The following is a 25,782-nucleotide window of genomic DNA, read 5'->3' as shown; positions in this document are numbered from 1 at the left end:
ACATTGCCGAATCTGGCGCGATATCGTTGGAGACTCGTCACAAGGACTGTCGAAATGCGCGCCCTCCGCTTCGTTCCCGCCGTTGTCCTGGGCCTGGCACTGGCCGCCCCGGCGTTCGCGTCCGTCGACAGCCGCGTGCTGATGCTCGACGACATCCGCACCCAGCAGTACGAGATCCGTGACGGCGTGGAGGCGCGCACGGGTCGCTACAAGGACCTGTCGGCCTCGCAGCGCAGCGAACTGTTGAACAAGCAGGCGCGCATGCTTGAGACGATCGACGGCAAGCGCTCCACCGAGGAGCTCAACGACCAGCAGAAGACGGAAGTCTTCAACACGCTGGAATGGATCGAGGCCGTGGTGAACAACCAGGACGACGAGCGCATGGTCTGCGAGCGCCGTCCGGTGCTGGGCAGCACGCGCAAGGAACGCATCTGCAAGACCGCCGCTCAATGGCGCGAGCAGCGCGAGGCCGCGCGCAACATGATGGATTCGCGCGGCGCCTGCATGGATTGCAAGAGCGATTGATCGCGGCATCCCAGGCCGCAGCATGGCGGCATTCCCGATTGGAGCGCAGTGGCATGAAGATGCATTCGTTGATGGCGCTGCTGCTCGCCCTGGCGATGGTCCTGCCGTTCGACGCATTCGCGCAGGATGAGGCCGCGCCGCCCGAGAAACTCGACCGCATCCTCGCGCAGCAGAATGAACTCAAGCGCGACCTCGACGCCGGCAAGACCGAGGGCATGACCACCCGGCAGGTCAATGCCATCCGCAAGTCGCAGGCGGAAGTGTTCGCGGTGACGGAGGGCAAAACCTCGCTTGACGAACTTTCGATGGACGACAAGGTGCGACTCGAGAACGCGCTGGAGCGCATCAACGCGGAAGTGAAGAACACCCGCGCCGGTCGCGACGACAAGCAGGTGTGCTGGCGCGAGCGCATGTCCGGCACCAACACGAAGGTCACGCGCTGCGGCACGGAAGCCGAGATGCGCGAAGCGCGTGAAGGCGCACGCGATTTCCTCGAACGCCCGAAGGTTTGCGGCGACCGCTGCGGTTGATCGCTTGCACGCGCTGGCTGAAAGGCTGGAGCGATACATCGCTGGCGGGATCGCGTGTGGCGATTCACCGTCGCCCGTTCCTCGTCGTTGCGTGCGTGGCGACGCGCTTATCTGTATGCGATTCCTCTGTCGCGCTGCACTCAAGCCGCCGCGGCTTCGATCCCGCGCGTCGCCCGTCGCAGCGATATCGCTTCGGTGAGATGCGCGGTGCCGATGGCATCGGCGCCTTCCAGGTCGGCGATCGTGCGCGCCACGCGCAGGATGCGGTGCATCGACCGTGCCGACAGCTGCAGCGCTTCCACCGCGCGTTCGAGCAGCAGCCGGTCGGCGTCGGCGAGGCGACACGCGGAGGCGGTCTCGGGCTGATCCAGCACCGCGTTCGTCTTCCCCGCGCGCGCGTACTGGCGTTCCCGGGCTTCGACGACGCGGGCGCGTACCGTTGCGGTCGATTCGCCCGCGGGCGCGTCGGGCCGCAGCTCGGCCGGCGGCAGTCGCGCGACTTCGACGTGCAGGTCGATGCGATCGAGCAGCGGTCCGGACACCCGCCCGCGATAACGCCGTACCGCATCCGGGCTGCAGCGGCAGCGGCCGGACGGGTCGCCCGCCCAGCCGCAGGGACAAGGATTCATCGCCGCGACCAGCTGGAAACGCGCCGGGAACTCTGCACTGCGCGCCGCACGCGAAACGGTGATGACGCCGGACTCCAGCGGTTCGCGAAGGACTTCCAGCGCGCGGCGATCCCATTCGGGCAACTCGTCGAGGAACAGCACGCCCTGGTGCGCTAGCGAGATCTCGCCCGGCCGCGGCTGCGCGCCGCCACCGACCAGTGCGACCGCGCTCGCCGTGTGGTGCGGCGAACGGAAGGGCCGCTCGCGCCAGCGCGCCGGGTCGAGGCCGCGCCCGCTCACGGACGCGATCGCCGCCGCTTCCAACGCTTCGTCCTCCGTCGCTTCCGGCAGCACGCCGGGAAGACGCGAAGCCAGCAGCGTCTTGCCGCAGCCGGGCGGTCCGATCAGCAGCATAAAAGGGCTGATTAAACCAACCTCCCGCTGAGGCGGGGCGGACGGTCGCACCCTGTGAGATGGGGGCTGGGACAATTGGTCCATCCGCCCCGAATGGCGGAAGATGCGGCTGGGGAACCACAGGGGAATTGCGGCATGGACAAGCTGTTGCTCGATCTTGAAAACTGCTACGGCATCAAGAAGCTGAGTGCTGAACTGGATTTCACGCAAACGGGGGTAGTCGCCATCTACGCGCCGAACGGCGCGATGAAAACCTCGTTCGCTGAAACGTTCCGTGACATAGCCGGCGGTCGTCAGACCAAGGATCGAATCTTCTCTTCACGTTCGACGAAGCGCGTTGTTCGTGATGAAGCGGGCAATGAGCTCAGCGCAGACTCGGTTGTTGTAGTTAAGAGCTACGACGACGTCCTGCCGAACGAGAAGCTATCGACCCTACTTGTTAACAGTGCGCTTCGCGTCGAGTACGAGAAGCTGATCAAAGGGGTCTCCGAGTCGAAGGAGCGATTGATCAAGGCGCTGCGGGCAGTCTCTGGCTCAAAGAACATAGAGCGCGCTGTTTCATCCACTTTTACATCGTCGGACAACGCGTTCATTCAAGCGCTGGCGCGCGTCAGTGGTGAGGTGGCTAAGCAGAGTGATGCACCGTTTGCATCCGTGAAGTACGACCTGATCTTCGATGAGAAGACCTTGGGTGTAATCAGTGCGAAGGACTTTAAACAAGCTCTCGAAGCGTATGTTAAGAGTTACAACGCGCTCCTGGATAAGTCACAGTACTTTAAGCGCGGCGTCTTCAACTACTACAATGCGTCGACAATCGCTCGAAGCCTAGCGGAGAACGGCTTTTTTAAGGCGAAGCATGTCGTTCGTCTCAATGGCTCGGAGGAACGAGAGATCGCGGACGTTTCGGAGTTGGAGCAGATCATCCAGCAGGAACGCGACTCGATCACCAATGATCCTGACCTGAAGCAAAAGTACGATGCCATTGAGAAGGCGCTGAACAAGAACGCCGACCTTCGTACCCTGCACGCATTCCTCTCTGAAAATGAGCACGTGCTCCCGTACCTCGCTGATATCGAAGGTTTCCGTGAGCTGGTGATCAAGTCGTACCTGAAGGTCTGCTTTGAGCAGGTCCAGGAATTGATATCGCTCGCCGAGGCAACGGATGAGAGCAAGCGAGGTCTAGAAGAGGCTGCCGCTAAAGAGCGGACCGAGTGGGAGAACGTGATCGATGTGTTCAACGATCGCTTCTCGGTGCCCTTCCGGCTTGAAGTGAAGAACCTCGTTCCCGTCATCCTCGGAATGGACAAGCTTCCGACGCTTGGGTTCACGTTCCACGATGGAAATGAGGCTGCGTCGATCGAGCGCGACAATCTTCTGACATCGTTGAGCATGGGCGAGAAGAAGGCGTTCTACATCCTCAATGTTCTGTTTGACATGCAAGTTCGGATGCGATCTGGGCAGCCGTCCTTGTTTGTGATTGACGACATTGCTGACTCATTCGACTACAAGAATAAGTACGCGATCATCGAATACCTCAAGGATGCCGCCGACCACGACAACTTCCGGCAAATCCTTCTCACGCACAACTTCGACTTTTTCCGCACAGCATGCTCCCGAATCATGAAGGGACGCGACGCCTGCTTCATGGCGGTCAAGACGCAGGATGGAATTACGTTGCAGAAGGCATACGGGGTTAAGAACGTCTTCGACCACTGGAAGAACAACTACCATTCCAATCGAGTGATCAAGATCGCGACGATCCCATTCATCAGGAACATTGCGGAGTACACGCAGGGGCAATCTTCGGCGCCTTACGTGCTGATGACAAAGATGCTTCACATCAAGCCTGACTCAGGCACGCTGACCGTTGGTGATCTCGATGCTCAGTTCAACTCCATTCTGTCGAAGAACGTAGTGGATGCTGATCCCGGTCGAAACCTCATGGCGTTCATTCATGAGGTCGCGGCTGAATGCCTGGCGGCTCCTGAAAGCGTGAATTTCGAGAATAAGATCGTCCTCTCGATTGCCATTCGGCTAGCAGCAGAGGAGTTCATGATTAGCCGGATCAATGATCCGGCGGCGGTTGAGGCAATCAAGGGGAATCAGACCGCTGGGTTGTACGATTTGTATAAGGTCAAATTCCACGACGACGCCGACGGTAATGCCCTTATGCGTCAAGTTCTGCTCATGACGCCTGAAGCGATCCATCTCAACTCGTTCATGTACGAGCCGATTGTGGACATGTCGGACGAGCACCTTCGCCGGCTCTATCGGAAGTTAAAGCCTGAGCCGAAGAAGGTCGCTGAAGCCGAAACGGCGTAGAAGCTCGCGAGCGTCCAACTTCTACTACGCGTCAATTGTTACGACGGCTCGACCTTTACACCGCGGCATCAATGCGGTTACACCGGGGCGGCTTCCGCGGCTCTGGCGGAGTGAGCACCGCTCCGGTGCCCTAACGGGATGCCTCGGCATCCTTTAGGACCTCCCACATCGGAGCCTTCAGCCCCACGCAGACCTTCGCCAGCGTGTCGAGCTGAAGGTTTTTCTCCCCTCTCTCGATTGCGCTGTAGTAGGTCCGGTGCATGCCGATGTGATCGGCGAATCCCTCTTGACTATATCCAGCCGCCTCTCGGCGGACACGTAGCGCTTTTCCTAGTCGCTGCAGAAGGGGGGTGGCGGTCATGCCGCCACGGTAGGAAAACGCTCCTTTTAGCTCTACATAGTTGGGAGTAGACTACTTATAGGTAGCTATCCGGCAAAGGGGGTAGGCATGGGGAAGGTTCTCAGCTGCGGCGGGCTCGCATTGGTCCTGTTGGTGGTGGCGGGCTGCTCACAGGATGCGCAGGAGTCCACCGCGTATCCGTCGGCACAACAGGAGTTCTCGTCGCTCAATCGAGTGTGTCAGGTCGAATACGCTGACGGGCACAACGAGATTCAAAGATCGCTGTCGTTCAACCGTTGCAACACTGAGCGGCTTCGATTCTCGAGCCGCGGGATTACAGGATGGGTTGGCGAGATTTCGGATATCAGTACCGACCAGGGCGCGGATGTTGTGTCAGTGACAATCGACGCCGATGTTGCCGGGGTTGAGATGTCGTTCGGTACAGTCGGCAATCGCCTCTCGGATCTCTATGCCGGTTCATTGATTAAGCCGACAGACCGGTTGTTCAAGTCGCTGGCGCAGATGCGCGTAGGCGACAAGGTCTACTTCGACGCCTCGTTCCTTCCGCACCCGGAGCGCGAAAAGGGGATTTGGGAGGCAAGCCTGACCGAGCAGGGATCGATCGAGAATCCAGAGTTCATTGTTCGGTTCTCAGACATCCGGTCGTACTCGGCGAACGCAGCCGCGCCAGCGGTCCAACACAGGCAAGCACAGATACCGGCGGAGCCCGCGGCGAATCTGGACGATGAGGTGCCTGACGTTTCGCTCAGCGATATCCCACCAAGCTTCGATTGCCGGAAGGCTCGGACTGCCTCTGAGAAGACAATCTGTGCCAACTCGAACTTAGCGCGTGCTGACGCCTACACCGCTCGGATGTACACGTGCCTCCTGAAGCGATCACCGGATGAAGCAGACCGACTCCGTGCCACGCAGCGTGGCTGGCTTCCGAAGCGCGACGCGTGTGCCGACGATGTTGGTTGCCTGAGGATGGCATACGGAGATATTGCTCATGAGTACATGGCGATACAGAGCTTCGACCAATGCCAAGCGACGGAGAGTTCTTAGATTCAGCTGCTAGACACGACGTCAGTGCCCGCGGAGAGGCGATCGATGCGGGCAAGTAGGTTCTTTACGCTCGCAGCTGTCCATCGACCGCCACGTGGTGTCTTCACTCCGCTCAGCTCCAAAGCGGTGGCGAGTCTGGAATACGCAGTTATGCCGCTGCCCTTCAGGGCGCGAATCGTAGGGGCAAGATTCAGCGCATACGTATCGGCTTGACTCTGGTTTTTCGCGACTCCTTGGAGCGATAGCGAGCCAATATTCGGATTTCCGAGTAGTACACCGCGCGCCTTCGCAGCGGAGAGCGATGCCTTGGTCCGTTGAGAAATCACGTCTCGCTCGTACTCAGCCATCGCCGCGATGATGTGGATGGTGAGCTTGTTCGCAGTTGGCATATCTGCCACAACGAACTCGACACCGGTTTCGAGTAGCTCAGAGATGAAGTGAACGTTACGTGCGAGGCGATCCAGCTTCGCAATGACCAGCATCGCGCGTTTGGTCCGGCAATATCCAAGCGCCGCCCTGAGCTTAGGTCGGTCCGCTTTGCCGCCGGACTCAATTTCTTGGAACTCAGCCAAGAGGTCACCATCGACGCTCTCGACGTAGCTAGCGACTGCCTCTCGCTGTGCCTCCAGCCCCAAGCCGCTGCGCCCTTGACCCTGTGTCGAGACCCGGTAGTACCCAACGAACGCCGCCATGACGACCTCTATAAAGACCAAATGACCGTTTGGTGATTATAACTATTGCCTTCCTACATAGGGGTTTCCACTAGAAGAACCCCTGTGCCCCCAACCGCTCAGCTCCATCATGACGCCCTGCTCGCATGGGTAGCCGACCGACGTTTCGGCGTCGCCGGCACCCTTTCGTTCCGCCCCTACTTGAGGGGGGACTATGGAAAGCGCCGCTACCTGACCGTCCGCGACGCCCAGTCCACCATCAGCCTCTACCTGAGGCGGCTCGACCGTGCTGCATTCGGCTCAGCAGGGGCAAGGAAGGGGAGGCGGGTCGGTGCAATCGCCGTACGGGAGGGAGGGGATGACTGGTCGTCAAAGCATCTTCATTACCACTTCGCCCTGGCGGTGCCCGACGGGTACACCGCCGAAGATTGGGCTGGGGTCGCCGAGCGAACCTGGACCTGCCTTGACTGGTCAGGTCCAGACCAGAACGTCCTAAAGCCGATGTGGAGCGATCAGTGGCTGCCCTACATCTTCAAGACCCGCGATAAACCGAATTACCTCGACGCAATGGATTTCGAGAACTGGCGCTTGGTCTAGCGCCAGCCTCAACAAAGTTCAGTACGGATCGTCTGCTTTGGAAATCGACGAACAGGGCAACCGGCAGCGGTTGCCTTGATAGGCGAGTATTGCCTGAAGAATGCCCGCGCGCCCGACGGGAACTTGTAAACAAATTGAGCATGGAGTAATCGCTGCCCGGACCGAGGCGAGGAATGGTGTCCCGTGAAATCTCCCAACAGCGACCTAGTCCGACGCGAAGCGTCTCGCGAAGCGAAGGCTTCAGCCGAGCTGATCCCGGAGTCGGACCGCTTCCTTGAATAGACTGAAGCGCCCCGACCAATTCATCTCGAAGGAGACGCGGGTGACCGGATCAATATGGTGCTCCCGTCCGTTCCGGTAGATGAAGACGAACTCAAAGTCGAGCTTTCGAAACAGCGCGGAGAGCTCAGCCGCGGATATCCCGTAGGATGCAAGCAAGCCGGGGTCGTTCTCCACGAAGTCGTCGTCAACCGACGCGTCATACTGCTCAGGAACACCGCGCTGGGTGTCGAGGATTTCATGCGCATATCTGGTGGTTCCGCGAACTACAATCTTCTCAAGGCTGCGGCGCAGTTCGGCAGAGAGCGACCTTCGTACTTCGACGCGCCTATCTCCGCCACTCCGTGATTGGCTAATCGCCTTCAGAAGATCATCAAGTCGGGCTCGCATCGACTCGGGATCGAATCTTTCGAGCTCGAGCATCTGTTGTTCTAGGGCTGCTCGCCGAGTGCGCAGGTCATTGAGCTGGGCTTGATCGTGCTCACTTTCCGCCATGAGGGCAGCGATTGGCATATTGCTGAGGCGGATTGCGTCCGCTGCTCTAGCTAGCCGTTTTTCGTACATTTCAATCTCATCGTCGACTCGACTTGCCTTGAACGACAGGTCCGCGCGCAATCCTTCCTTCGACCGACCTTCAAGCACATAAGAAACGTCTAGATCATCCATTGCTTCGAGCAAAGCGGTCTCGATTAGCTCGTAGCGCCATGCGCGGGCACTGCATCTCTTCCCCTTCGCGTGCGCGACTGAGCAGCGCAGGTAGCGACCACCCTTCGGAGGCTGCCCCTTATTGATGTAGGTCATTCCCGCTCCGCACATTCCGCAGATGAGCAGCCCGGAGAACAGGTTCGCGTATTCGGGTCCCTTTCGACCGCGACCGGAAAGCCGCCGCCCACTCATAGCTGCGCGAGCTGCTTGGTAGAGCTCGATATCAACGATTGCAGGGTAGTACCCTGGAATAGGGTCGCCATCCGGAACTCGCGACGTTCGTCCTTCACTGAACGCGAGGCGGTGCGGGTGATACTCGCCAAGGACCGTTCTGCCATGTACCAGCTTCTTGATGTAGGACTCGCGCCAAACCGCGCGTCGTCTCGTGCTCCAAGCAGGTATGCCGCGTTGATTGAGTTCACGTGCAATCGAATATGCGCCCCAACCGTCTCGCACCATCACGAATATCTCGCGAACGATGTTGGCGCGTTCTTCGTTGGGCACTATGCCTTCATTGGTCAGATGCAGCCACGCGGGAATTCGCTTCGTCGCAATTTCAAGATTCGCTGCCCTCAGCTTCTTCTGCTTCCATGCCTTAGCAACGCGTTCCGATTTGACCTTCGATTCCTCATGGGCACGGACCATTGCAGTCAATGCAAGGAGTAAAGGTGTGATCGACTGAAACGAGTCCGAACGATAGATCTGATGAGGTTGGAGCGTGACTACCATCACCCCCTTGGAGATGATGCGGCGAAGCAAGTCGAATGAAGCCTCGACGCTTTGCCGAGACAAGCGGTCGAGTGATTCAACGACCAAGTAGCTGTCTGGCTCGACGCGGTGATTGTCGATCAGCTCCAGGAAGCGAGCCAGCGCTGAGTCGCCGTCCGTATTCTTCCCTCTGAATGCCGACTTCCCGAGATCGTGTAACTGCTCATCGACCTCAAGCCCCAGAGAAGTTGCGAAGGCTTTCGTGTCGTCCATCTGGCGCCTGAGCGAGTCGCCGCGGATTTGTTCCGCTGTCGACATTCGGACGTACGAATACACCTTCGCCATGGCGTCTCCTAAGTTACTGAGACTACTATACTTTATTCAGCCCTCAGGTTAGCAGGTGATGACCGCCTGCCGCGGCGATCTCCAGTGCGCGCCGCGCCTGCGCCTGGCCGCGCACATCGGCGAGATCGGGACCGGGCGTCCGTTGCAGTGCCGGCGCGTGCGCGTGCGGTAGCGGCTTGCGGCCGGTGAGGTGGCCGCAGACCTCGAGCAGGGTGCGCGCGGTGCGTACTTCGACGCGGCTGGCGAGCGCGGCTTCGGATCCGTTCCCGGCCGGCACGATCAGCCGGCGCTCCGCGTCGCCGGCCGCGAGCGCCGCCGGCAGCGCGCCATCGACCGCGCGCAGTTCGCCGGTGAGGCCGAGCTCGCCGAGGAATTCGCAGTCGGCCATCGCCTCCAGCGGGATCTGCCCGCTCGCCGCGAGGATGCCCAAGGCGATGGGCAGGTCGAAGCGCCCGCCGTCCTTGGGCAGGTCGGCCGGCGCGAGGTTGACGGTGATGCGCCGCGCCGGGAATTCGAACTGCGCGCACAGGATGGCCGCCCGCACGCGGTCCTTCGCCTCGCGCACCGCGGCTTCGGGCAGGCCGACGATCGACATCGTCGGCAAGCCGCCCGCCAGGTGCACTTCGACCCGAACCGCGGGCGCACGGACGCCCGATCGCGCACGGCTGTGCACGAGTGCCAGATTCATGGGGACGGCGACTTAGTGGTGCGGCAGCGTCGGCGACTGCGCGAGCTGTGCTTCCAGCTCGGCCACGGTGCGCTGGAGTTCTTCCAGCTTCTCGCGCGTGCGCAGCAGCACCGCGCGCTGGACCTCGAACTCCTCTCGGGTGACCAGGTCGAGCTTGGCCAGTCCGGTCTGCAGGACGGCCTTGAAGTTCTGCTGCAGTTCTTCCCGGCCTTCGCGCACGCTCGGGGGAACCAGGGTGCTGAGGCGTCGTGCGAGGTCGTCGATGGGGTTCAGGTCGATCATGAGGGAAGGTCCTCGGGCGTTCACCGAAGAGTGCGGGGTGGGCCGTGAGGACGCCGTCGGCGCGGGCCGCGGCGGCGTGTGGGGGAAGTCCGAAAGTGGCGTCACTCTACCCCAGGGCCACCCGGCACGGCACCGTCTTCGCTATCCTGCCGCCCACGCTGGCAGGAGAACGAAGCGATGAAGATGGTCATGGCGGTGATCAAGCCGTTCAAGCTCGACGACGTGCGCGAGGCGCTCGCCGAGGCCGGCGTGGCCGGGATCACCGCGACCGAGGTGAAGGGCTTCGGGCGCCAGAAGGGGCACACCGAGCTCTACCGTGGCGCCGAGTACGTGGTCGACTTCCTGCCGAAGATCAAGCTGGAAGTCGCGGTGACCGACGAGCAGGTGGACGCGGTGGTCGAGGCGATCATGAAGGCCGCCGGCACCGGCAAGATCGGCGACGGCAAGATCTTCGTCTGGGACCTGGAGCGCGCGGTGCGCATCCGGACCGGCGAGATGGATGCGGATGCGCTTTGAGGCGCGTGCGTTCGTGACGCGACTCAACCGCCCTTGATCCGACGATAGATCCGCTTCCAGCCCAGCCGGATCGCATCGACCCAGCGCGGCGGGGCGAGCAGTTCGGCTTCGCGCGGACTCGGCGGCTCGCCGGTAAGGCGCTGGCGCATCTTCACCACGTTCGCGAGATCGCTGCGGCGCAGTTCGCGTACCAGCGGCACCCATCGCAGCCAGCGCGGGGTGCGCATGGCGGAGGCGAAGTCGATCAGCACCGGCGTCGATCCCGCCACCAGCACGTTGGCCGGGTGCAGGTCGTTGTGGGTGATGCCTGCCGCATGCAGCGAAGCGACCGCGCCGCGCAGCTGCTGGAACACGTGCGAGCCGGCCTCCAGCGCGACTTCGCCCAGCGCCACGCCGGGAATGAATTCAATGCCCAGCGCGAGGCCGCCGATGGTGCCGAGCAGCGCCGGCGCATGGCGCCAGCCGCGCAGCAGGGCGAGCACGCGCGCTTCGCGCCGGACCAGCAGCCGCGCCAGCGGCGACAGCGGGGTCCAGCGGTAGCGGCCGTAATCCTTGACCACGGCGGGGCGACCATCCACGTCGAGGACGTAGACGTCGGGTTCGAGGAAGCGTTCGCCGCGCTTGAGCAGGCGAACGTCGGGCGGCAGCGACCGGGGGTCGCGCGGCAGGGCATTGGCGTTCATGGCGATCCGGCGACGCGCGTCGTGCTCGGGGGAGGGCGGCGCGGCGGTTCACTGAACCGGACGGTTCAGTAGCGAAATTTTAACGACGCGGATTCGCCGGGCCGATCGGGGTATGCGGCACTCACCGTTTCACGGGCGCGCCCGATTCGGCATAGCTGCAACAACGAAAAACCCCGCGGTAGCGGGGCTTCGGTGCGACGTTCTTGTAGCCCGGGTAAGCGAAGCGCACCCGGGTCCAGGCCGCGCAACGTCTCCCGGGTGCGCTTCGCTTACCCGGGCTACCAGAGCGGGTAAGCGGCGCCTCAGCCTTCGCCGAGTTCCGCCGCGACGAACGGCGGCAGCACCGCGGCGCCCTGGTGCGCATCGGCGGTGTAGTACTTCGTGTCGAAGTCCTTCGCACGCGCGTCGGCGACGCGGAAGTCGAAACCCTTCCCCTTGCGCGCCAGCGTGCAGCTCCACCAGCCGGTCGGGTAGCACGGCTGCGGGAACGGCAGGGTCTGGAACGTGGTGAAGCCGGCCTTGCCCATCTCGGCGCGCATTTCCTTGATGAGCGAGAGCAGCATCAGCGGCGACTCGGACTGCTGGACCAGGATGCCGTCGTCCTTCAGCGCGCGGAAGCAGCTTTCGAAGAAGGCCTTGTTGAACAGGCCCTCGGCCGGGCCGACCGGGTCGGTGGAGTCCACGATCACCACGTCCAGCGAGCCCGGCTCGCAGTTCTTCATGTAGGCGATGCCGTCATCGAACAGCAGCGTCGCGCGCGGGTCGTCGTTGGCGTCGCACAGTTCCGGGAACCACTTCTCGGCCATGCGCGTGACCTGCTCGTCGATGTCGCACTGGACGGCCTTCTTCACGCCCTTGTGCTTGAGCACCTCGCGCAGCGTGCCGCAGTCGCCGCCGCCGATGATCACCACGTTCTCGGGCCTGGCGTGGGTGAACAGCGCCGGGTGGGACATCATCTCGTGATAGAAGAAGTTGTCCTTCGTGGTCAGCATCATCGCGCCGTCGATGAGCATCAGGTTGCCCCAGTCGGTGCTCTCGAAGATCTCGATCTTCTGGAACGGCGACTGCACTTCGTCCAGCTTCCGGGTGATGCGGTAGCCGATCGCCGAACCGGTCGGGTCGAAGTTCTCGTAATGCCAGGAAGTGTTGGTGCTCATGCGCGCGTCCGAGGGGAAGGGCCGTCCGGAGCGCCGTCGTGGACGGCCGGGCGGCGGGAAAAGGGGCGGCATTGTAGCGGAGAGCGCGTTACGGGCCGGATTCGTCACCGATCGGCCCTGGGGACGGGACCGTCCGCCCCCGGGCTGTAGAATGCGCGTCCCCCCGCCTCCCCCGGAACCGCGCCGATGTCCCACTGGTCGCTCGATCAGGCCCGCAAGACCTACTCGATCCCGCACTGGTCGGAAGGCTATTTCGACGTGGGCGCGAACGGGCAGGTCGTCGTGCGGCCGCGCGGCGAGAAGGGCCCGGCGATCTCGCTGCCGCAGGTCGTCGACGCCGCCAAGGCGAACGGCGCCAAGCTGCCGCTGCTGGTGCGCTTCCCGGACATCCTCGGCGACCGCCTGGGCAAGCTGCAGGCCGCCTTCGCGCAGGCGCAGGCCGACTGGGGCTATGCCGGCGGCTACACGGCGGTGTATCCGATCAAGGTGAACCAGCATCGCGGCGTCGCCGGCACGCTGGCGTCGCACACCGGCGAAGGTTTCGGCCTGGAAGCGGGCAGCAAGCCGGAACTGATGGCGGTGCTCGCGCTGTCGCGCCCGGGCGGCCTGATCGTCTGCAACGGCTACAAGGACCGCGAATACATCCGCCTGGCGCTGATCGGCCGCAAGCTCGGGCTGGAGACCTTCATCGTCATCGAGAAGCCCTCCGAACTCGCACTCGTGATGGACGAAGCCGCCGCGCTCGGCGTGAAACCGGGCCTCGGCGTGCGCATGCGGCTGGCCTCGCTCGGCGCGGGCAAGTGGCAGAACAGCGGCGGCGACAAGGCGAAGTTCGGCCTCTCGCCGCGGCAGGTGCTGGACCTGTGGAAGAAGCTGCGCGATTCGGACATGACCGATTCGCTGCAGTTGCTGCATTTCCACATGGGCTCGCAGATCTCCAACGTCCGCGACATCGCCAACGGCATGCGCGAGGCGACGCGCTATTTCGTCGAGCTCTCGCGCTTGGGCGCCAACGTGCGCTACATGGACGTCGGCGGTGGCCTGGGCATCGACTACGAAGGCACGCGTTCGCGCGGCTTCTGCTCGATCAACTACGGCGTGCAGCAGTACGCCAACTCCATCGTGCAGCCGCTGTCGGATGCCTGCGCCGAACACGGGCTGGTGCCGCCGCGCATCGTCACCGAATGTGGCCGCGCGATGACCGCGCACCACGCCGTGCTGGTGGCGAACGTGGCCGAAGTCGAGGAAGCGCCGGAAGGCCGCATCCCCGACGTGCACGACGACGAGCCGGCGGTGATCCGTCACCTGCGCGAGGTCTACAGCGAGCTGGAGCAGCGCCCGCCGGTGGAGCTGTTCCATGAGGCGCAGCACCACCATGCAGAAGGCCTGCAGCTCTATGCGCTGGGCCAGCTCGACCTGGTGCATCGCGCGCGCATCGACGACCTGTTCTACGCGATCGCGCACTCGGTGCGGAAGCGCCTGAGCTACGACGAGAAGAGCCATCGCGAGCTGCTGGACGAACTCAACGATCGCCTCGTCGACAAGTACTTCGTCAATTTCAGCGTGTTCGAATCGATCCCGGACGTGTGGGCGATCGACCAGGTGTTCCCGATCGTTCCCATCGAACGCCTGGACGAGGAACCCACGCGCCGCGGCGTGCTGGCCGACATGACCTGCGATTCCGACGGCACGGTGAAGACCTACGTCGAGAACGAGGGCCTGGACACCTCGCTGCCGCTGCACGCGACGCGTTCGGGCGAGACGTACCGCATCGGCTTCTTCCTGGTCGGCGCGTACCAGGAAATCCTCGGCGACATCCACAACCTGTTCGGCGATACCGACGCGGTGGAAGTGCGCATCGAAGGCGACGGTTACCATCTCACCCAGCAGCGCCGCGGCGACACGACGGACGTGATGCTCGACTACGTCGGCTACCGGCTCGACGACCTGCGCGCGGCGTATCGCGAGAAGGTCGCCGCCGCCGCGTTGCCGGCGGACGAGGCGGCCCGGCTCGATGCCGCGCTGGAAAGCGGGCTCACCGGTTACACCTACCTCGACGACGTGCCGCTGGCATGAGCGACGGGCGAAAGCGGTACCTGGTCCTCGCGTGGCGTACGGAGGGCTTCGACGCGGCGGTGATCGCACCGCATCATGCGCACCTCGACGCGTTGCGCGACCAAGGCCGGCTGGAACTGGCCGGGCCGTTTTCCGACAGGAGCGGGGGCGCGTACGTGGTGAGGGCGGACGACCTGGCCCAGGCCGAATCGATCGCGTTCGCGGATCCGCTGCATACCACCGGTGCGTCGGACGTCACCGTGCATGAATGGAACGCCGCGCCCTGAGCGGCACACGCGTTCCCCTTATCAACAAACGGAACAAGCAGATGAAAGTTGGCTTCATTGGCCTCGGCGCGATGGGCGCCCCGATGGCCCGCTACGTGCACGCCAAGGGCCTGCTCACCGCGGTGGGCAACCGCACCCAGGCCAAGGCCGACGCGTGCGCCGCCGAACTGAACGTGCGTGCCGCGCGTTCGGCGGCGAACTTCGCCGACTGCGACGTCGTGGTGCTGTGCGTGTCACTCGACGCCGACGTGCTGGAAAACGTCACCGCGCTGGCCGACGTGCTCAAGCCGGGCGCGATCGTGATCGACCATTCGACCGTCGCCGTGGATACCGCGCGCCGCTGCGCCGCGATGCTGGCGACGCACAACATCGGCTTCCTCGACGCACCGGTGTCCGGCGGCGTGGAAGGCGCGCGCAACGGCAAGCTGTCGGTGATGGTGGGCGGCGAGGCGGACGTACTCGAAACCGCGCGCCCGGTGATCGAAAGCTACGCCGCGCGCATCAGCCACATGGGCGCGACCGGCGCCGGCCAGGCGACGAAAGCCGTGAACCAGGTGCTGGTGGCCGGCATCAACGAAGCTGTCTGCGAAGGGCTCGCGCTGGGCGAGAAGCTCGGCCTGGATCCGGAAAAGCTGCTCCCCACGCTGATGGCGGGCGCGGCGAACAACTGGTTCCTCGACAAGCGCGGCGCGACGATGCTGCGCGACGAGTTCACGCCGGGCTTCAAGTGCGCGCACATGCTGAAGGACCTGCGCATCGTCTCGGCGATCGCTCGCGATACGGGCGTGCGCATGAGCACCGTCGAACAGGCGCTGGCCGACTACGCCGAGCTGATCGAGCGCGGACAGGGCGAGGCGGATACGTCGGCGCTGATCACGCTGAAGCGGGGCGGGTAGGCCGCTCAAGGTTCATCGGGGCCTTGCATGCAGGCGAGGCTCCCCGGCCCGGACTTGAGCGTTCGGCGGTGCGATCGACAGCGGACGCCTCGACGTCATTTCCGAGGAGTGACGCGCCTTTCCTGGGTAAGCGGCTTGTCCGGCTTCACCCGTTGCAGGTGAGCTCGACGACTCTGAATCGCGGACGTAACGGCGACGCGATGACCTGCACCGGGGGCCCGAACGTGCGGGCCTCGCTGCGACGGCGGGCTCCACCGCCGTGGAGCGATCGGCGCGCGCTGCGCCTTATTTCACCTTGATCGCCATCGCCTGCAGCCCGCCACCGGCGAGCTTGCGCTTGGCGTCGGCGAGGTCGCTGGCGGTGCCGTAAGGGCCCATGCGCACGCGGTAGACCGTGTTGCCGTTGATGCTGGCCGATTCGACGCGCGCGCTGAGGCCGAGCATCGCGATGCGCGCCTTCATTTCCTCCGCCTGGCCGGACGCCTGGAACGCGCCGGCCTGAAGCAGGTAACGGGTTCCGTCGTCGGCGGATGCGCTCGCAGCGGCCGGCGTGGTCGCGGCCGTGGGGGCCGTGGACGTGGTGGCGGAAGGCGTGTTCGTCGGCGTCGAAGCCGTGGCCGTGGCCGGTTTCGGCGTGCTGGCGGGGATTGGCGTGCGCGAGGGGACGGTATCGGTTTCCACCGGACGCGGCAGCGGCGCGGCGGTCGGCGCGACCGGCGTTGGCGTGGCTGCCGCGTCGGCATCCTCGGCGGCCTGGCGCGCCTGCTTCTCGCGCTCGGCGGCGCGCTTGGCCTCCGCCTTTTCGCTGGCGGCGAGTTCGGCGTCCGACATCGGCACTTCACGACCCGGAAGCAGGGTGTAGAAGTCGTAATCGGTGTCCTTCTTCGCCGGCGTTTCGGCGGGCTCGCGCTTGCCCTTGGATGGCGCGGGCGCGGCTTCGTCGGCGATGGGCTCCTCGTCGGCGCCGCTCACCGTCGCGGGCTCGGCGTCGGGATTGGGCTGCGGGCGGAAGAAGCCGTCGCCGCTGGACTTGAAGTACTTCGGCGCGACCAGGATCGCCACCACCGCCAGCAGGACGCCCAGCACCATCCACGCCCAGCCGGGCAGGCTGCTGTCGCCGCCGGAATTGCGCCGCGCCTGGGACTTGCCTCGCTTTGCCGCCACTTACATCACCTCGGGGGCGCTTACGCCCAGCAGTTCGAGACCGTTCGCCAGCACCTGCCGCGTCGCCATCGCGAGCACGAGACGCGCGTCGCGGGTGTTGGCGTCGTCGACCAGGAACTGGTGGTCGTTGTAGTACGTCTGGAAGGTCTGCGCCAGCTCGAGCAGGTAGGCGGCGATCTGGTGGGGTTCCAGGTCGCGGCCGGCCGTTTCGACGACATCGGCGTAGCGCAGCAGCGTGGCGATCAGCTCGCGCGCGGGCGCATCGTCCAGGTCGAGCGGCTGGGCCAGGCCGTTGGCGGCGTCGAACGACAGCCCGCGCTCCTTCAGCTGGCGCATCAGGCCGTGCATGCGCGCGTGCGAAACCTGCACGTAGTACACCGGGTTGTCGAGCGACTGGCTGCGCGCGAAGTCGATGTCGAAGGTCAGCTGCGAGTCGGGCTTGCGCGCGATCAGGAACCAGCGCGTCGCATCGCGGCCGACCTCGTCGATCAGGTCGCGCAGCGTGACGTAGCTGCCGGCACGCTTGGACAGCTTCACTTCCTCGCCGCCGCGCATGACGGTGACCATCTGGTGCAGCACGTATTCCGGCCAGCCTTCCGGGATGCCGCAATCCAGCGCCTGCAGGCCGGCGCGCACGCGGGCCAGCGAGCCGTGGTGATCGGCGCCCAGTTCGGTGATCGCGCGCTCGTAACCCCGCAGCCACTTGCTGCGGTGGTAGGCCACGTCCGGCACGAAGTAGGTGTACGTGCCGTCGGACTTGCGCATCACGCGGTCCTTGTCGTCGCCGAAGTCGGTCGTGCGCAGCCACAGCGCGCCGCCTTCCTCGTAGGTGTGACCGTGGGCGACGAGCTCGCGCACCGTCTCGTCCACCTTGTTGTCGGTGTAGAGCGAGGACTCCAGGAAGTAGACGTCGAAGGAGACGCCGTAGGCTTCCAGGTCCAGGTTCTGCTCGCGACGCAGATAGGCCACGGCGAAGTGACGGATCGCGTCGAGATCGTTCGCGTCCTTCGCGCCGGTGACGACGTGACCTTCCACCTCGACGCTGTCGCCGCGCAGGTAGGACGCCGCGACGTCCTTGATGTAGTCGCCGCGATAGCCGTCTTCCGGCCAGTCCGGATGCTCCGGACCCTTGCCGAGCGCGCGTGCCTGCACCGAAATGGCGAGGTTGTTGATCTGCGCGCCGGCGTCGTTGTAGTAGAACTCGCGCGCCACGTTCCAGCCGTTGGCATCGAGCACGCGCGCGATGCAGTCGCCGATCACCGCCGCGCGGCCGTGGCCGACGTGCAGCGGACCGGTCGGATTGGCCGACACGTATTCCACGCCGGCGCGATGGCCCTTGCCGCTCTCGTTCCGGCCGTATGCGGCGCCACGCGCCAGCACGTCGCCGATCTGCCGGCGCCATGCGGCTTCGTCGACGTGGAAGTTGATGAAGCCGGGTCCGGCGATCTCGACCTTGGCCAGGTCCGCGGTCGTGGGCAACGCATCGACCAGCGCCTGCGCGATCGCGCGCGGGTTCGAGCGTGCGGGCTTGGCCAGCAGCATGGCGGCGTTGGTGGAGAAGTCGCCCTGCCCGGCATTCTTTGGGCGCTCGATGACGAACTCGGGCGTGGCCAGGTCGGCCGGCAGGGTGCCTGCGGCGCGGAGGGCGTCGATGGCCTGCGCCACCAGGGCGCGGAGAGTGGATTTCACGGGAATGGGCGGGGTGCTGCGGGACCGCGCATTGTACGCGAGCGGGCGTGCCGGGCCGGGCGTTCACAGCCAGCCCCGGGCGGCCAGCGAGACCGGCGTCCCGTCGCCGACCACGATGTGGTCGAGCAGCCGCACCTCGACCAGCGCCAGCGCTTCCTTGAGTCGCACGGTGATGCTGCGGTCGGCGCCGCTGGGCTCTGGATTACCGCTGGGGTGGTTGTGGCCGCAGATCGCCGCCGCCGCGTTCAGCGCCAGCGCGCGGCGCACGACCTCGCGCGGGTGGACGTGGGCGCCGTCGATGGTGCCGTGGAAGAGTTCCTCGAAGGCGATCGCGCGGTGTCGCGTGTCGAGGAACAGCACCGCGAACACCTCGCGCGATCGCCCGCGCAGCCGCTGCGAGAAATAGCGCCCGGCAGCGGGCGGATCGCTGAGCAGCGCGCCGCGCTCGAGTTCCGCGCCGAGCATGCGGTTCCCGAGTTCCAGCGCCGCCGCCAGCCGGCACGCGCGGGCCGGGCCCAGACCGGGCAGTTGCGTCAGCGCGTCCGGCGGCTGTTCGAGCAGCGCGCGCAGCGGGCCGTGTGCCTGCAGCAGCTCGCGCGCCGTGGTCACGGCATCGCGTCCGCGCAGGCCCGAGCCGAGGAAGATCGCCAGCAGTTGCGCGTCGGAAAGCGCGCTCGCGCCGAACGCGAGCAGGCGCTCGCGCGGGCGTTCGTCGGGTGGCCATTCGCGGATGTGCATGGGCGCAAGGGGTGAGGGAAGGAATGAGGGCGGGCGGCCGCCGTTGCGCGGGGCGATGCACCACTGAGCACCGCCCCGCGCCGCATCACGAGCCCGCACCACCGCACTCGTGTGACGGCCGCCCGCCATGGGCGTATTGCATCGCGTCGGCGCGGCGGGCGCAGGCGGGCTGGGCAGGTCATTCGGGTAAGCTAAACGCCGATTCGGCGGTAGGTATTTTCCAGATGGTCGAGCCCGGCTCCCTGCGCGGACGCAAAATCCTGCTGTGCGTGTGCGGCGGCATCGCCGCGTACAAATCGGCCGAACTGGTGCGCCGTCTGCGCGACGCCGGTTGCGAGGTGACGGTGGCGATGACCGGGAACGCGCAGCACTTCGTCGGCACGACCACGTTCCAGGCGTTGTCGGGCCGGCCGGTGCGCACCTCGCTGTGGGATGCCGCCGCGGAAGCCGCGATGGGGCACATCGAACTGGCGCGCTGGGCCGATCGCATCGTGCTCGCGCCCGCCACGGCGAACACGCTGGCGAAACTGGCGCACGGGTTCGCCGACGATCTGGTCAGCACGTTGTGCCTGGCGACCACGGCGCCGATCACGATCGCGCCCGCGATGAACCACCGCATGTGGCTGCATCCGGCCACGCAGGCCAACATCGCGACGCTGCGCGAACGCGGCGTGCAGGTCGTCGGACCGAACGACGGCCCGCTCGCCGAAGGCGAATCCGGCCCGGGCCGCATGAGCGAGCCGGCGGAAATCCTGGCCGCACTCGAGCAGGCCTTCGCATGAGCGCCACCCAACGCCTGCGTGGAACGCGCATCGTGGTGAGCGCCGGCCCCACGTACGAGGACATCGATCCGGTCCGCTTCATCGGGAACAGGAGCAGCGGGAAGATGGGCTTCGCCGTCGCCCAGGCCGCGGCCCGCGCCGGCGCGCAGGTGGTGCTGGTGGCCGGACCGGTGTCGCTGCCCACGCCCGAGGGCGTGACGCGCATCGACGTGCGTTCGGCCGCGCAGATGCACGAGGCCGTGCTCGCGCAGCTGCCGGCCGATATCTACATCGGCGCCGCGGCGGTGGCGGATTTCGCACCGATGCAGGCCGCCGCGAACAAGATCAAGAAGACCGCCGGGCAGGACACGCTGACCCTGACGCTGGTGCGCACGCGCGACATCCTGGCCGATATCGCCGCGCACGAGCATCGACCGCGGCTGGTGGTGGGTTTCGCCGCCGAGACCGACCACGTCGAGGCCTACGCGCGGCACAAGCTGCAGAACAAGCGCCTGGACCTGATCGCCGCCAATCGCGTGGGCGTGGCCGGCAGCGGGTTCGAGAGCGACGACAACACGCTGGCCGTCTACGCCGCCGATGGTGCGAGCCACGTGCTCGGCCCGGCACCGAAGACCGCGCTGGCCGACGACCTGCTCGGACTGATCGCCGCGCGCCTTCCGGGCTGACGCCGCGGTTGGCACGGCCCTTGCGTCGTTTTCGCAGGATGCTTCCCGGAGCGTTTCCGGATTGACCGCCGAACGACGATCCACCCGTTCGCGCCCATCGATGCCGGCGCGAACCCTCAACGACGGACCGCATGAACCACACGCTCGAACTGAAGATCCTCGACCCGCGCTTCGGCGGCGAATGGCCGCTGCCGACCTACGCCACGCCCGCCAGCGCCGGCCTCGACCTGCGCGCCGCGCTGGACGAGCCGCTGACGCTGCAACCCGGCGACACCGCGCTGGTGCCGTCGGGACTGGCGATCCACCTGGGCGATCCGACGATGTGCGCGGTGATCCTGCCGCGTTCGGGCCTGGGGCATAAGCACGGCATCGTGCTCGGCAATGGCACGGGGCTCATCGATGCCGACTACCAGGGGCCGCTGCTGATCAGCGTGTGGAACCGCGGTCGGGAGGCTTTTACGATGCAGCCGGGGGACCGCATCGCGCAGCTGGTGATCCTGCCGATCGTGCGGGCGCAGCTTGCGGTGGTGGACGAATTCGAAACCAGCGCGCGTGGCACGGGCGGCTTCGGCCACACCGGCGTGCGTTGACAAAGGGGATGGGGATGAAGGGTCTGGAAAAAGGGCAACTCGCGGCCGGCGCCGCGCACCTGAAAGTGGTGCTGCCGCTGGTGGTCGCGCTGTTCGTACTGCTGGCGGCATTTTTCGCCTGGAGCGGCTGGCAGCTGCATCGCGACAGCGCGCGCCAGCTGGCCATCGCCCAGGCGCGCAACGCCGCCGTCGAAGGCGCGACGAAGGCGCTTGGCGCCGAACAGAAGCAGCTCGCCGAACGCCTCGCCGCACCCACGCTGCAGGCCGCGCTGACCGCCGGCGACCTGGCGGCGGCGGCGCAGGAACTCGGCAAGGGCTGGAACGGCGCGAGCGATGTCGCGGTGCTGCCGCTGGACCTGACCGCCGAGTACGCCGCGCTGCCGAAGGGCGGCTACGGGCGGCTGGGCGTGATCGAAGCGGCGATCGCGGCCAATCGCCCTGTGTCCGGCCTGGTCCGCCACAACGGCGGGCCGCAGCTGGCGCTGGCCGCGCCGGCCCGCGTCGCCGATCGTGTCGTCGGCGTGGCCTACGTGCGACTGCCGATCAATCGGATCGCAGCGGGCCTGGAGCAGGTGAACGTCGCCGACGACAGCTACCTGGCGCTGCGCCAAGGTGGGTTCAGCGCTATCGAGCGCGGCGACAGGAGCCTGTCCGGCGGCGCCGAGGCGCTGGCCGCGAAGGTGCCGGGCAGCGACCTGCGCGTCGCCGCCGCGGTGCCGGACGTGGCCGGCGGCCCGTTCGGACTTGGTGCGCTGGGGTGCTTCATTGCCGCAGCGGTCTTTGTGCTGCTGGCGTTCCTGGCGTGGCGTGCTCCGCAGTTCGCGGCAAAGCGCAACCTCCCTGAACAGGAAGATGAAGGGGCCGTTCAGACGCTGGCGGAGAGCATTGAGGCCAATCCCCCTGAACCGGTAACCGCCTCCGTGACTCCCCCGAAGCCCGCAGCTCCTGTCCCCACCGTCGCCATCGATCGTGGCATCTTCCGCGCGTACGACATCCGCGGTGTGGTCGGTCAGTCGCTGGACGCTGGCGTGGCGGAGATGATCGGCCACGCGATCGGCTCGCTGATGCACGAGAAGGGCCTGACCGACATCGTCGTCGGCCGCGACGGCCGTCTGTCCGGGCCGGCGCTGGTGGAAGGCCTGATCGCCGGCCTGCGCAAGGCAGGCCGCAACGTCATCGACATCGGCCTAGCGCCGACGCCGGTCGTGTACTTCGGCGCCTATCACCTGCGCGCCGGCTCCTGCGTCTCGGTGACCGGCAGCCACAATCCGCCGGACTACAACGGCTTCAAGATCGTCGTCGGCGGCGAGACGCTCTCTGGCGACGCCATCACCGACCTGTACGCACGCATCGCCGACGACCGCCTGCACATGGGCGACCTGGGGTCGCTGGTCCAGCGCGACATCTCGGAGGACTACGTCCAGCGCATCGCATCCGACGTGCAGATCGACCGTCCGCTTCGCGTGGTCGTCGACGCCGGCAACGGCGTGGCGGGCGAGATCGGACCGCGCGTGCTGGCGGCGATCGGCGCCGACGTGACGCCGCTGTATTGCGACATCGACGGGACCTTCCCGAACCACCATCCGGACCCGAGCGAGCCGCACAACCTCACCGACCTGATCCGCATGGTGCAGCGCCTGGAGGCCGACATCGGCATCGCCTTCGACGGCGACGGCGACCGCCTGGGTGTGGTCACGCGCGAAGGCGAGAACATCTTCCCGGACCGCCTGCTGATGCTGTTCGCGGCGGACGTGCTCGAGCGCAACCCGGGCGCGGTGATCCTGTTCGACGTGAAGTGCACCGGGCGCCTGCCGGGGCACATCCTGCGCCACGGCGGCAGCCCGCTGATGTGGAAGACGGGCCATTCGTTGATCAAGGCCAAGATGCGCGAGACCGACGCGGAGCTGGCCGGCGAGATGAGCGGCCACTTTTTCTTCAAGGAGCGCTGGTACGGCTTCGACGACGGCATTTACTCGGCCGCACGCCTGCTGGAGATCCTCGCCGCGCAACCGCGTTCGCCAAGCGAGACGCTCGCCGCGCTGCCCAACGGCATCTCCACGCCGGAGATCAAGGTCGATGCGCCGGACGGCGACCCGCACAGCTTCGTGGAGTGGTTCCGCGACGAGGCGAAGTTCGAGGGCGCGCGCCTGTCGACCATCGACGGCCTGCGCGTGGACTGGCAGGACGGCTGGGGCCTGGTGCGTGCGTCCAACACCACGCCGGTGCTGGTGATGCGCTTCGATGCGGATTCGCCGGAGGCGCTGGCGCGCATCAAGGCGGAATTCCGCACGCAGCTGCTGGCGCTGCGGCCGGACCTGGCACTGCCTTTCTGAGCGAGGAACGAGGGGAGAGGAACGAGAACCGGGTGATGGGCGCTTCGATCAGGCGTTCGCAGCGGACTCGCTGATTTCCTTGCCCCGAAGAAGAAGGCCGGCGGTTTGTCACCGTCGGCCTTCTGTTTTCCGGGTTCCCTGTACAGGTTCGGGGGCGGTCCTGCGAGACGCCTGCTGCTCCCGTATCTGGTTTCTCTCCGCTGGTTCCTAGCTCCTGGGCTGCCTGAGCGCGTGATAACGCTCCAGCGCCGCGGCGAGCTCCTCGTCGATCACCTCGCGCTCGGCCAGCTGCTGGACGAGCAATTCCTGCTGGCGGATCAACTGGTCGTGCTGGATGCGCACGTTCTGCTGCGCCGGCTTGGGCACCGGCTTGCCGGACAGTTCGTTCTCGCCGGCGCGACGCAGCAGCGCGATGAGCGTGTCGCGACGACCTTCCACGCCCAGGCGCGAGGCCTTGATCGATTCGTCCATCACCGCCTGGCGTTCGCCGAAGGCGCGGCGCAGGTCGTCCTCGGTCGCGTAGGACTCGGCCATGGCGCGATCGCGACGGTTCTTCGCTTCGTCGAGCGCCGCCTTTTCCTTGTCGAGCTTCGCCTGCGCCTCGGCCGCGGCGCGTTCCTGCGCGGTCAGCGCGCGCGCCACTTCCTTGGTCGCCAGGCCGCTTCTGGCATTGATCTCGGTGCGCGCGTTGTCCACGGCGTGGGCAGGCAGCGCATCGCCGCACACGCGGGCGCCGTTCTCGTTCCAGCAGTACAGCTTCTTGGCGGCGCCTTCGCCGGATTTCTTCTGGGCGATGGCGACACCGGTCGTGGCGAGCATCAACGTGCAGGCGAGCAGCGGCAGAGTGCGGTTCATGACGTCAGCAAAGTCCGAAGGAGCCGTCGGGAATTCCCCCAGAAACATGCAAGAGTCACGCCAGCGTCGCTGCCGGCGTATAGCGTCACGCTCAGGCGGCCTCATCGCTCCCGTAAGCCTGCCGATACGCCAGCAGGCGCTCGCGCTGCGCGGCGAGTTCCGGATGCCCGCCGGCGAAGGCGAGCAGGTCGGCCAAGGTCGCGACCGCGATGACCGGCAACCCATGGTCGGCCGCGACCGATTGTGCCGCTGAGCGTCGGGTTTTGGCCGGGTCGATGGCTTCCTGCCGATCGAGCGCAATCACGATCCCCGCCGTTTCGCCACCTGCGTCACGAATCAGTCTGAGCGCCTCGCGGATCGCGGTGCCGGCGGTGATCACGTCGTCCACGATCAGCACGCGCCGGCCGGCGAGTGGCGCGCCGATCAGGTTGCCGCCTTCGCCGTGCGTCTTGGCTTCCTTGCGGTTGAATGCGACCGGCAGGTCGCGACCGCGACGCGCGTACTCGCAGGCCAGCGCGGTCGCCAGCGGGATGCCCTTGTAGGCCGGGCCGAACAGCAGGTCGAAGCCGACACCGTGCGCGTCGATCGCATCGGCGTAGCACGCGGCCAGCCCCGCGAGCGCGGCGCCCGAATCGAAGCGCCCGGCGTTGAAGAAATACGGGCTCTGGCGGCCCGACTTGAGGGTGAACTCGCCGAAGCGCAGGGCATCGGCGCGCAGGGCCAGGTCGAGGAATCGGGCGCGGTGGTCTTGGGTCATGTCGTCGGGTGCGGATGGAGGGATTGCAGCATTACGTGCTGCGGGCCGGCGCTGCCGCCGTGGAAAAGCTCGCCGGTGTCGGTGAAGCCGGCCTTGCGGTAGGCGGCGATCGCCGGGGCGTTGATGCAGTTCACCGTCAGCACCAGCAGTTCGCGATCGGGATGGCGCCGGCGCAGGTCCTCGCAGCAGGCTTCCATCGCCATGCGGCCGTAGCCGCGACCCTGGTGGCGGTGGTCGATCACGAACGCACGCAGGCCCACGCTGGGCGCGCCGAGCGAACGCCCGACGACGGCATTGGGTGCGAAATCGAGCCGGTAGAAGCCGACGACGACGTCGTCGGCGATCACCGACATCGCCTCGCTCATCGGATCGCGCAGCGTGTCGCCGAGGTTGAAGGCGGTGTCGCCGACGTAGCGATACTGGTCCGGGGCCACGCGCAGCGCCCGCACCGAATGCGCGGCGGGCGAATCGGGATCCACGATCGGTTCGACGCGGACGCGGGCGGTGACGGCGGACATGGCGTTCATGATAGCCCC

General features: G+C 65.8%; 23 protein-coding genes and 3 pseudogenes. 12 read left to right on the top strand and 14 right to left on the bottom strand.

The genetic code is table 11. The annotated features are described in order from the left end of the window. Window positions 1–54 precede the first annotated feature (54 nt). Window positions 55–525: a hypothetical protein gene (locus AC3ANK_RS17880; protein ID WP_484171626.1), complete on the top strand. Its 471-nt coding sequence runs from the start codon at window positions 55–57 to the stop codon at window positions 523–525. 53 nt (window positions 526–578) lie between these two features. Continuing rightward, window positions 579–1,055, top strand: coding sequence for a hypothetical protein (locus AC3ANK_RS17875; protein ID WP_484171625.1), 477 nt, complete (start codon window positions 579–581; stop codon window positions 1,053–1,055). A 140-nt stretch (window positions 1,056–1,195) separates the two neighbouring features. Here AC3ANK_RS17875 and AC3ANK_RS17870 read toward each other — a convergent pair. Beyond that, window positions 1,196–2,077, bottom strand: a pseudogene (locus tag AC3ANK_RS17870) (YifB family Mg chelatase-like AAA ATPase); the annotation flags it as partial. Window positions 2,078–2,212: 135 nt separating this feature from the next. Between AC3ANK_RS17870 and AC3ANK_RS17865 the strand changes: the two are divergent. Beyond that, window positions 2,213–4,399: a phage infection protein gene (locus tag AC3ANK_RS17865; RefSeq protein WP_484171624.1), complete on the top strand. Its 2,187-nt coding sequence runs from the start codon at window positions 2,213–2,215 to the stop codon at window positions 4,397–4,399. 130 nt (window positions 4,400–4,529) lie between these two features. Here AC3ANK_RS17865 and AC3ANK_RS17860 read toward each other — a convergent pair whose 3' ends face one another. After that, window positions 4,530–4,760 carry a helix-turn-helix domain-containing protein gene (locus AC3ANK_RS17860; protein ID WP_484171623.1) on the bottom strand — a complete coding sequence of 77 codons (231 nt, stop codon included), beginning with the start codon at window positions 4,758–4,760 and terminating at the stop codon, window positions 4,530–4,532. 87 nt (window positions 4,761–4,847) lie between these two features. Here AC3ANK_RS17860 and AC3ANK_RS17855 point away from each other — a divergent pair, with 87 nt between their 5' ends. Continuing rightward, window positions 4,848–5,804, top strand: coding sequence for a lysozyme inhibitor LprI family protein (locus AC3ANK_RS17855; RefSeq protein WP_484171622.1), 957 nt, complete (start codon window positions 4,848–4,850; stop codon window positions 5,802–5,804). 2 nt (window positions 5,805–5,806) lie between these two features. Here AC3ANK_RS17855 and AC3ANK_RS17850 read toward each other — a convergent pair whose 3' ends face one another. Further along, window positions 5,807–6,496, bottom strand: coding sequence for a recombinase family protein (locus AC3ANK_RS17850; RefSeq protein WP_484171621.1), 690 nt, complete (start codon window positions 6,494–6,496; stop codon window positions 5,807–5,809). Between the two features lie 84 nt (window positions 6,497–6,580). On the opposite strand from AC3ANK_RS17850, the gene AC3ANK_RS17845 reads away from it, so the two are divergent. Continuing rightward, window positions 6,581–7,072 carry a hypothetical protein gene (locus AC3ANK_RS17845; protein ID WP_484171620.1) on the top strand — a complete coding sequence of 164 codons (492 nt, stop codon included), beginning with the start codon at window positions 6,581–6,583 and terminating at the stop codon, window positions 7,070–7,072. A 240-nt stretch (window positions 7,073–7,312) separates the two neighbouring features. Here AC3ANK_RS17845 and AC3ANK_RS17840 read toward each other — a convergent pair whose 3' ends face one another. The 3 genes and pseudogenes from AC3ANK_RS17840 to ubiK all read right to left on the bottom strand — a co-directional run bounded on the left by AC3ANK_RS17840 (window position 7,313) and on the right by ubiK (window position 10,079). Further along, complete coding sequence (locus tag AC3ANK_RS17840) at window positions 7,313–9,109, bottom strand: recombinase family protein (protein ID WP_484171619.1); 1,797 nt, start codon at window positions 9,107–9,109, stop codon at window positions 7,313–7,315. Window positions 9,110–9,158: 49 nt separating this feature from the next. Beyond that, window positions 9,159–9,797, bottom strand: a pseudogene (locus AC3ANK_RS17835) (magnesium chelatase domain-containing protein); the annotation flags it as partial. 12 nt (window positions 9,798–9,809) lie between these two features. Beyond that, window positions 9,810–10,079, bottom strand: a complete 270-nt coding sequence (ubiK, locus tag AC3ANK_RS17830; protein WP_206862089.1) for a ubiquinone biosynthesis accessory factor UbiK — start codon at window positions 10,077–10,079, stop codon at window positions 9,810–9,812. A 177-nt stretch (window positions 10,080–10,256) separates the two neighbouring features. On the opposite strand from ubiK, the gene AC3ANK_RS17825 reads away from it, so the two are divergent. Continuing rightward, window positions 10,257–10,595, top strand: coding sequence for a P-II family nitrogen regulator (locus AC3ANK_RS17825; protein WP_206862090.1), 339 nt, complete (start codon window positions 10,257–10,259; stop codon window positions 10,593–10,595). Between the two features lie 23 nt (window positions 10,596–10,618). Here the strand turns inward: AC3ANK_RS17825 and AC3ANK_RS17820 are convergent, their stop codons facing one another. Beyond that, window positions 10,619–11,278, bottom strand: coding sequence for a phosphotransferase (locus tag AC3ANK_RS17820; protein ID WP_484171618.1), 660 nt, complete (start codon window positions 11,276–11,278; stop codon window positions 10,619–10,621). Between the two features lie 302 nt (window positions 11,279–11,580). Then, a complete protein-coding gene (speE, locus tag AC3ANK_RS17815) occupies window positions 11,581–12,435 on the bottom strand; it encodes a polyamine aminopropyltransferase (protein ID WP_484171617.1) in 855 nt (284 codons plus the stop codon). A gap of 186 nt (window positions 12,436–12,621) precedes the next feature. On the opposite strand from speE, the gene speA reads away from it, so the two are divergent. From speA to AC3ANK_RS17800, 3 genes are read left to right on the top strand one after another with little or no spacing between them, the layout of a single operon-like run. Next, complete coding sequence (gene speA, locus AC3ANK_RS17810) at window positions 12,622–14,511, top strand: arginine decarboxylase (protein WP_484171616.1); 1,890 nt, start codon at window positions 12,622–12,624, stop codon at window positions 14,509–14,511. Next, window positions 14,508–14,777, top strand: coding sequence for a YciI family protein (locus tag AC3ANK_RS17805; protein ID WP_484171615.1), 270 nt, complete (start codon window positions 14,508–14,510; stop codon window positions 14,775–14,777). The genes speA and AC3ANK_RS17805 overlap by 4 nt, the downstream gene beginning before the upstream one ends. A 41-nt stretch (window positions 14,778–14,818) precedes the next feature. Next, the gene (locus AC3ANK_RS17800; RefSeq protein ID WP_242525270.1) at window positions 14,819–15,673 is read left to right on the top strand and encodes an NAD(P)-dependent oxidoreductase; all 855 of its coding nucleotides are present in this window, start codon (window positions 14,819–14,821) and stop codon (window positions 15,671–15,673) included. A gap of 285 nt (window positions 15,674–15,958) precedes the next feature. Here AC3ANK_RS17800 and AC3ANK_RS17795 read toward each other — a convergent pair whose 3' ends face one another. The 3 genes from AC3ANK_RS17795 to radC form a co-directional block, all read right to left on the bottom strand. After that, the gene (locus AC3ANK_RS17795; RefSeq protein ID WP_484171614.1) at window positions 15,959–16,837 is read right to left on the bottom strand and encodes an SPOR domain-containing protein; all 879 of its coding nucleotides are present in this window, start codon (window positions 16,835–16,837) and stop codon (window positions 15,959–15,961) included. After that, window positions 16,838–18,526 carry an arginine--tRNA ligase gene (gene argS / locus AC3ANK_RS17790; protein ID WP_206862098.1) on the bottom strand — a complete coding sequence of 563 codons (1,689 nt, stop codon included), beginning with the start codon at window positions 18,524–18,526 and terminating at the stop codon, window positions 16,838–16,840. 63 nt (window positions 18,527–18,589) lie between these two features. Beyond that, entirely contained in the window at window positions 18,590–19,264 is a 675-nt protein-coding gene (gene radC / locus AC3ANK_RS17785; protein WP_206862099.1) for a RadC family protein, read from the bottom strand. A 224-nt stretch (window positions 19,265–19,488) separates the two neighbouring features. Here radC and coaBC point away from each other — a divergent pair. The 3 genes and pseudogenes from coaBC (at window position 19,489) to AC3ANK_RS17770 (ending at window position 23,634) form a co-directional block, all read left to right on the top strand. After that, window positions 19,489–20,711, top strand: a pseudogene (coaBC, locus tag AC3ANK_RS17780) (bifunctional phosphopantothenoylcysteine decarboxylase/phosphopantothenate--cysteine ligase CoaBC). A gap of 131 nt (window positions 20,712–20,842) precedes the next feature. Then, complete coding sequence (gene dut / locus AC3ANK_RS17775; RefSeq protein ID WP_206862100.1) at window positions 20,843–21,301, top strand: dUTP diphosphatase; 459 nt, start codon at window positions 20,843–20,845, stop codon at window positions 21,299–21,301. A 14-nt stretch (window positions 21,302–21,315) separates the two neighbouring features. After that, window positions 21,316–23,634, top strand: coding sequence for a phosphomannomutase/phosphoglucomutase (locus tag AC3ANK_RS17770; RefSeq protein ID WP_484171613.1), 2,319 nt, complete (start codon window positions 21,316–21,318; stop codon window positions 23,632–23,634). Window positions 23,635–23,841: 207 nt separating this feature from the next. Here the strand turns inward: AC3ANK_RS17770 and AC3ANK_RS17765 are convergent, their stop codons facing one another. The 3 genes from AC3ANK_RS17765 to AC3ANK_RS17755 all read right to left on the bottom strand — a co-directional run bounded on the left by AC3ANK_RS17765 (window position 23,842) and on the right by AC3ANK_RS17755 (window position 25,773). After that, window positions 23,842–24,489 (bottom strand): hypothetical protein, encoded by a 648-nt coding sequence (locus AC3ANK_RS17765; RefSeq protein WP_206862102.1) that lies wholly within the window; start codon window positions 24,487–24,489, stop codon window positions 23,842–23,844. Window positions 24,490–24,580: 91 nt separating this feature from the next. Further along, on the bottom strand, window positions 24,581–25,246 hold the full coding sequence (gene pyrE, locus AC3ANK_RS17760; RefSeq protein WP_484171612.1) for an orotate phosphoribosyltransferase: 666 nt from the start codon (window positions 25,244–25,246) through the stop codon (window positions 24,581–24,583). Beyond that, entirely contained in the window at window positions 25,243–25,773 is a 531-nt protein-coding gene (locus tag AC3ANK_RS17755; protein WP_206862104.1) for a GNAT family N-acetyltransferase, read from the bottom strand. Before AC3ANK_RS17755 ends, pyrE begins: the two co-directional genes overlap by 4 nt. Between the last annotated feature and the right edge of the window lie 9 nt (window positions 25,774–25,782).

It is taken from the genome of Lysobacter sp. SCRH-1R (assembly GCF_057747855.1).
The sequence above is the reverse complement of the archived record's forward strand: the minus strand, read 5'-3'. Positions and strand labels throughout refer to the sequence as shown.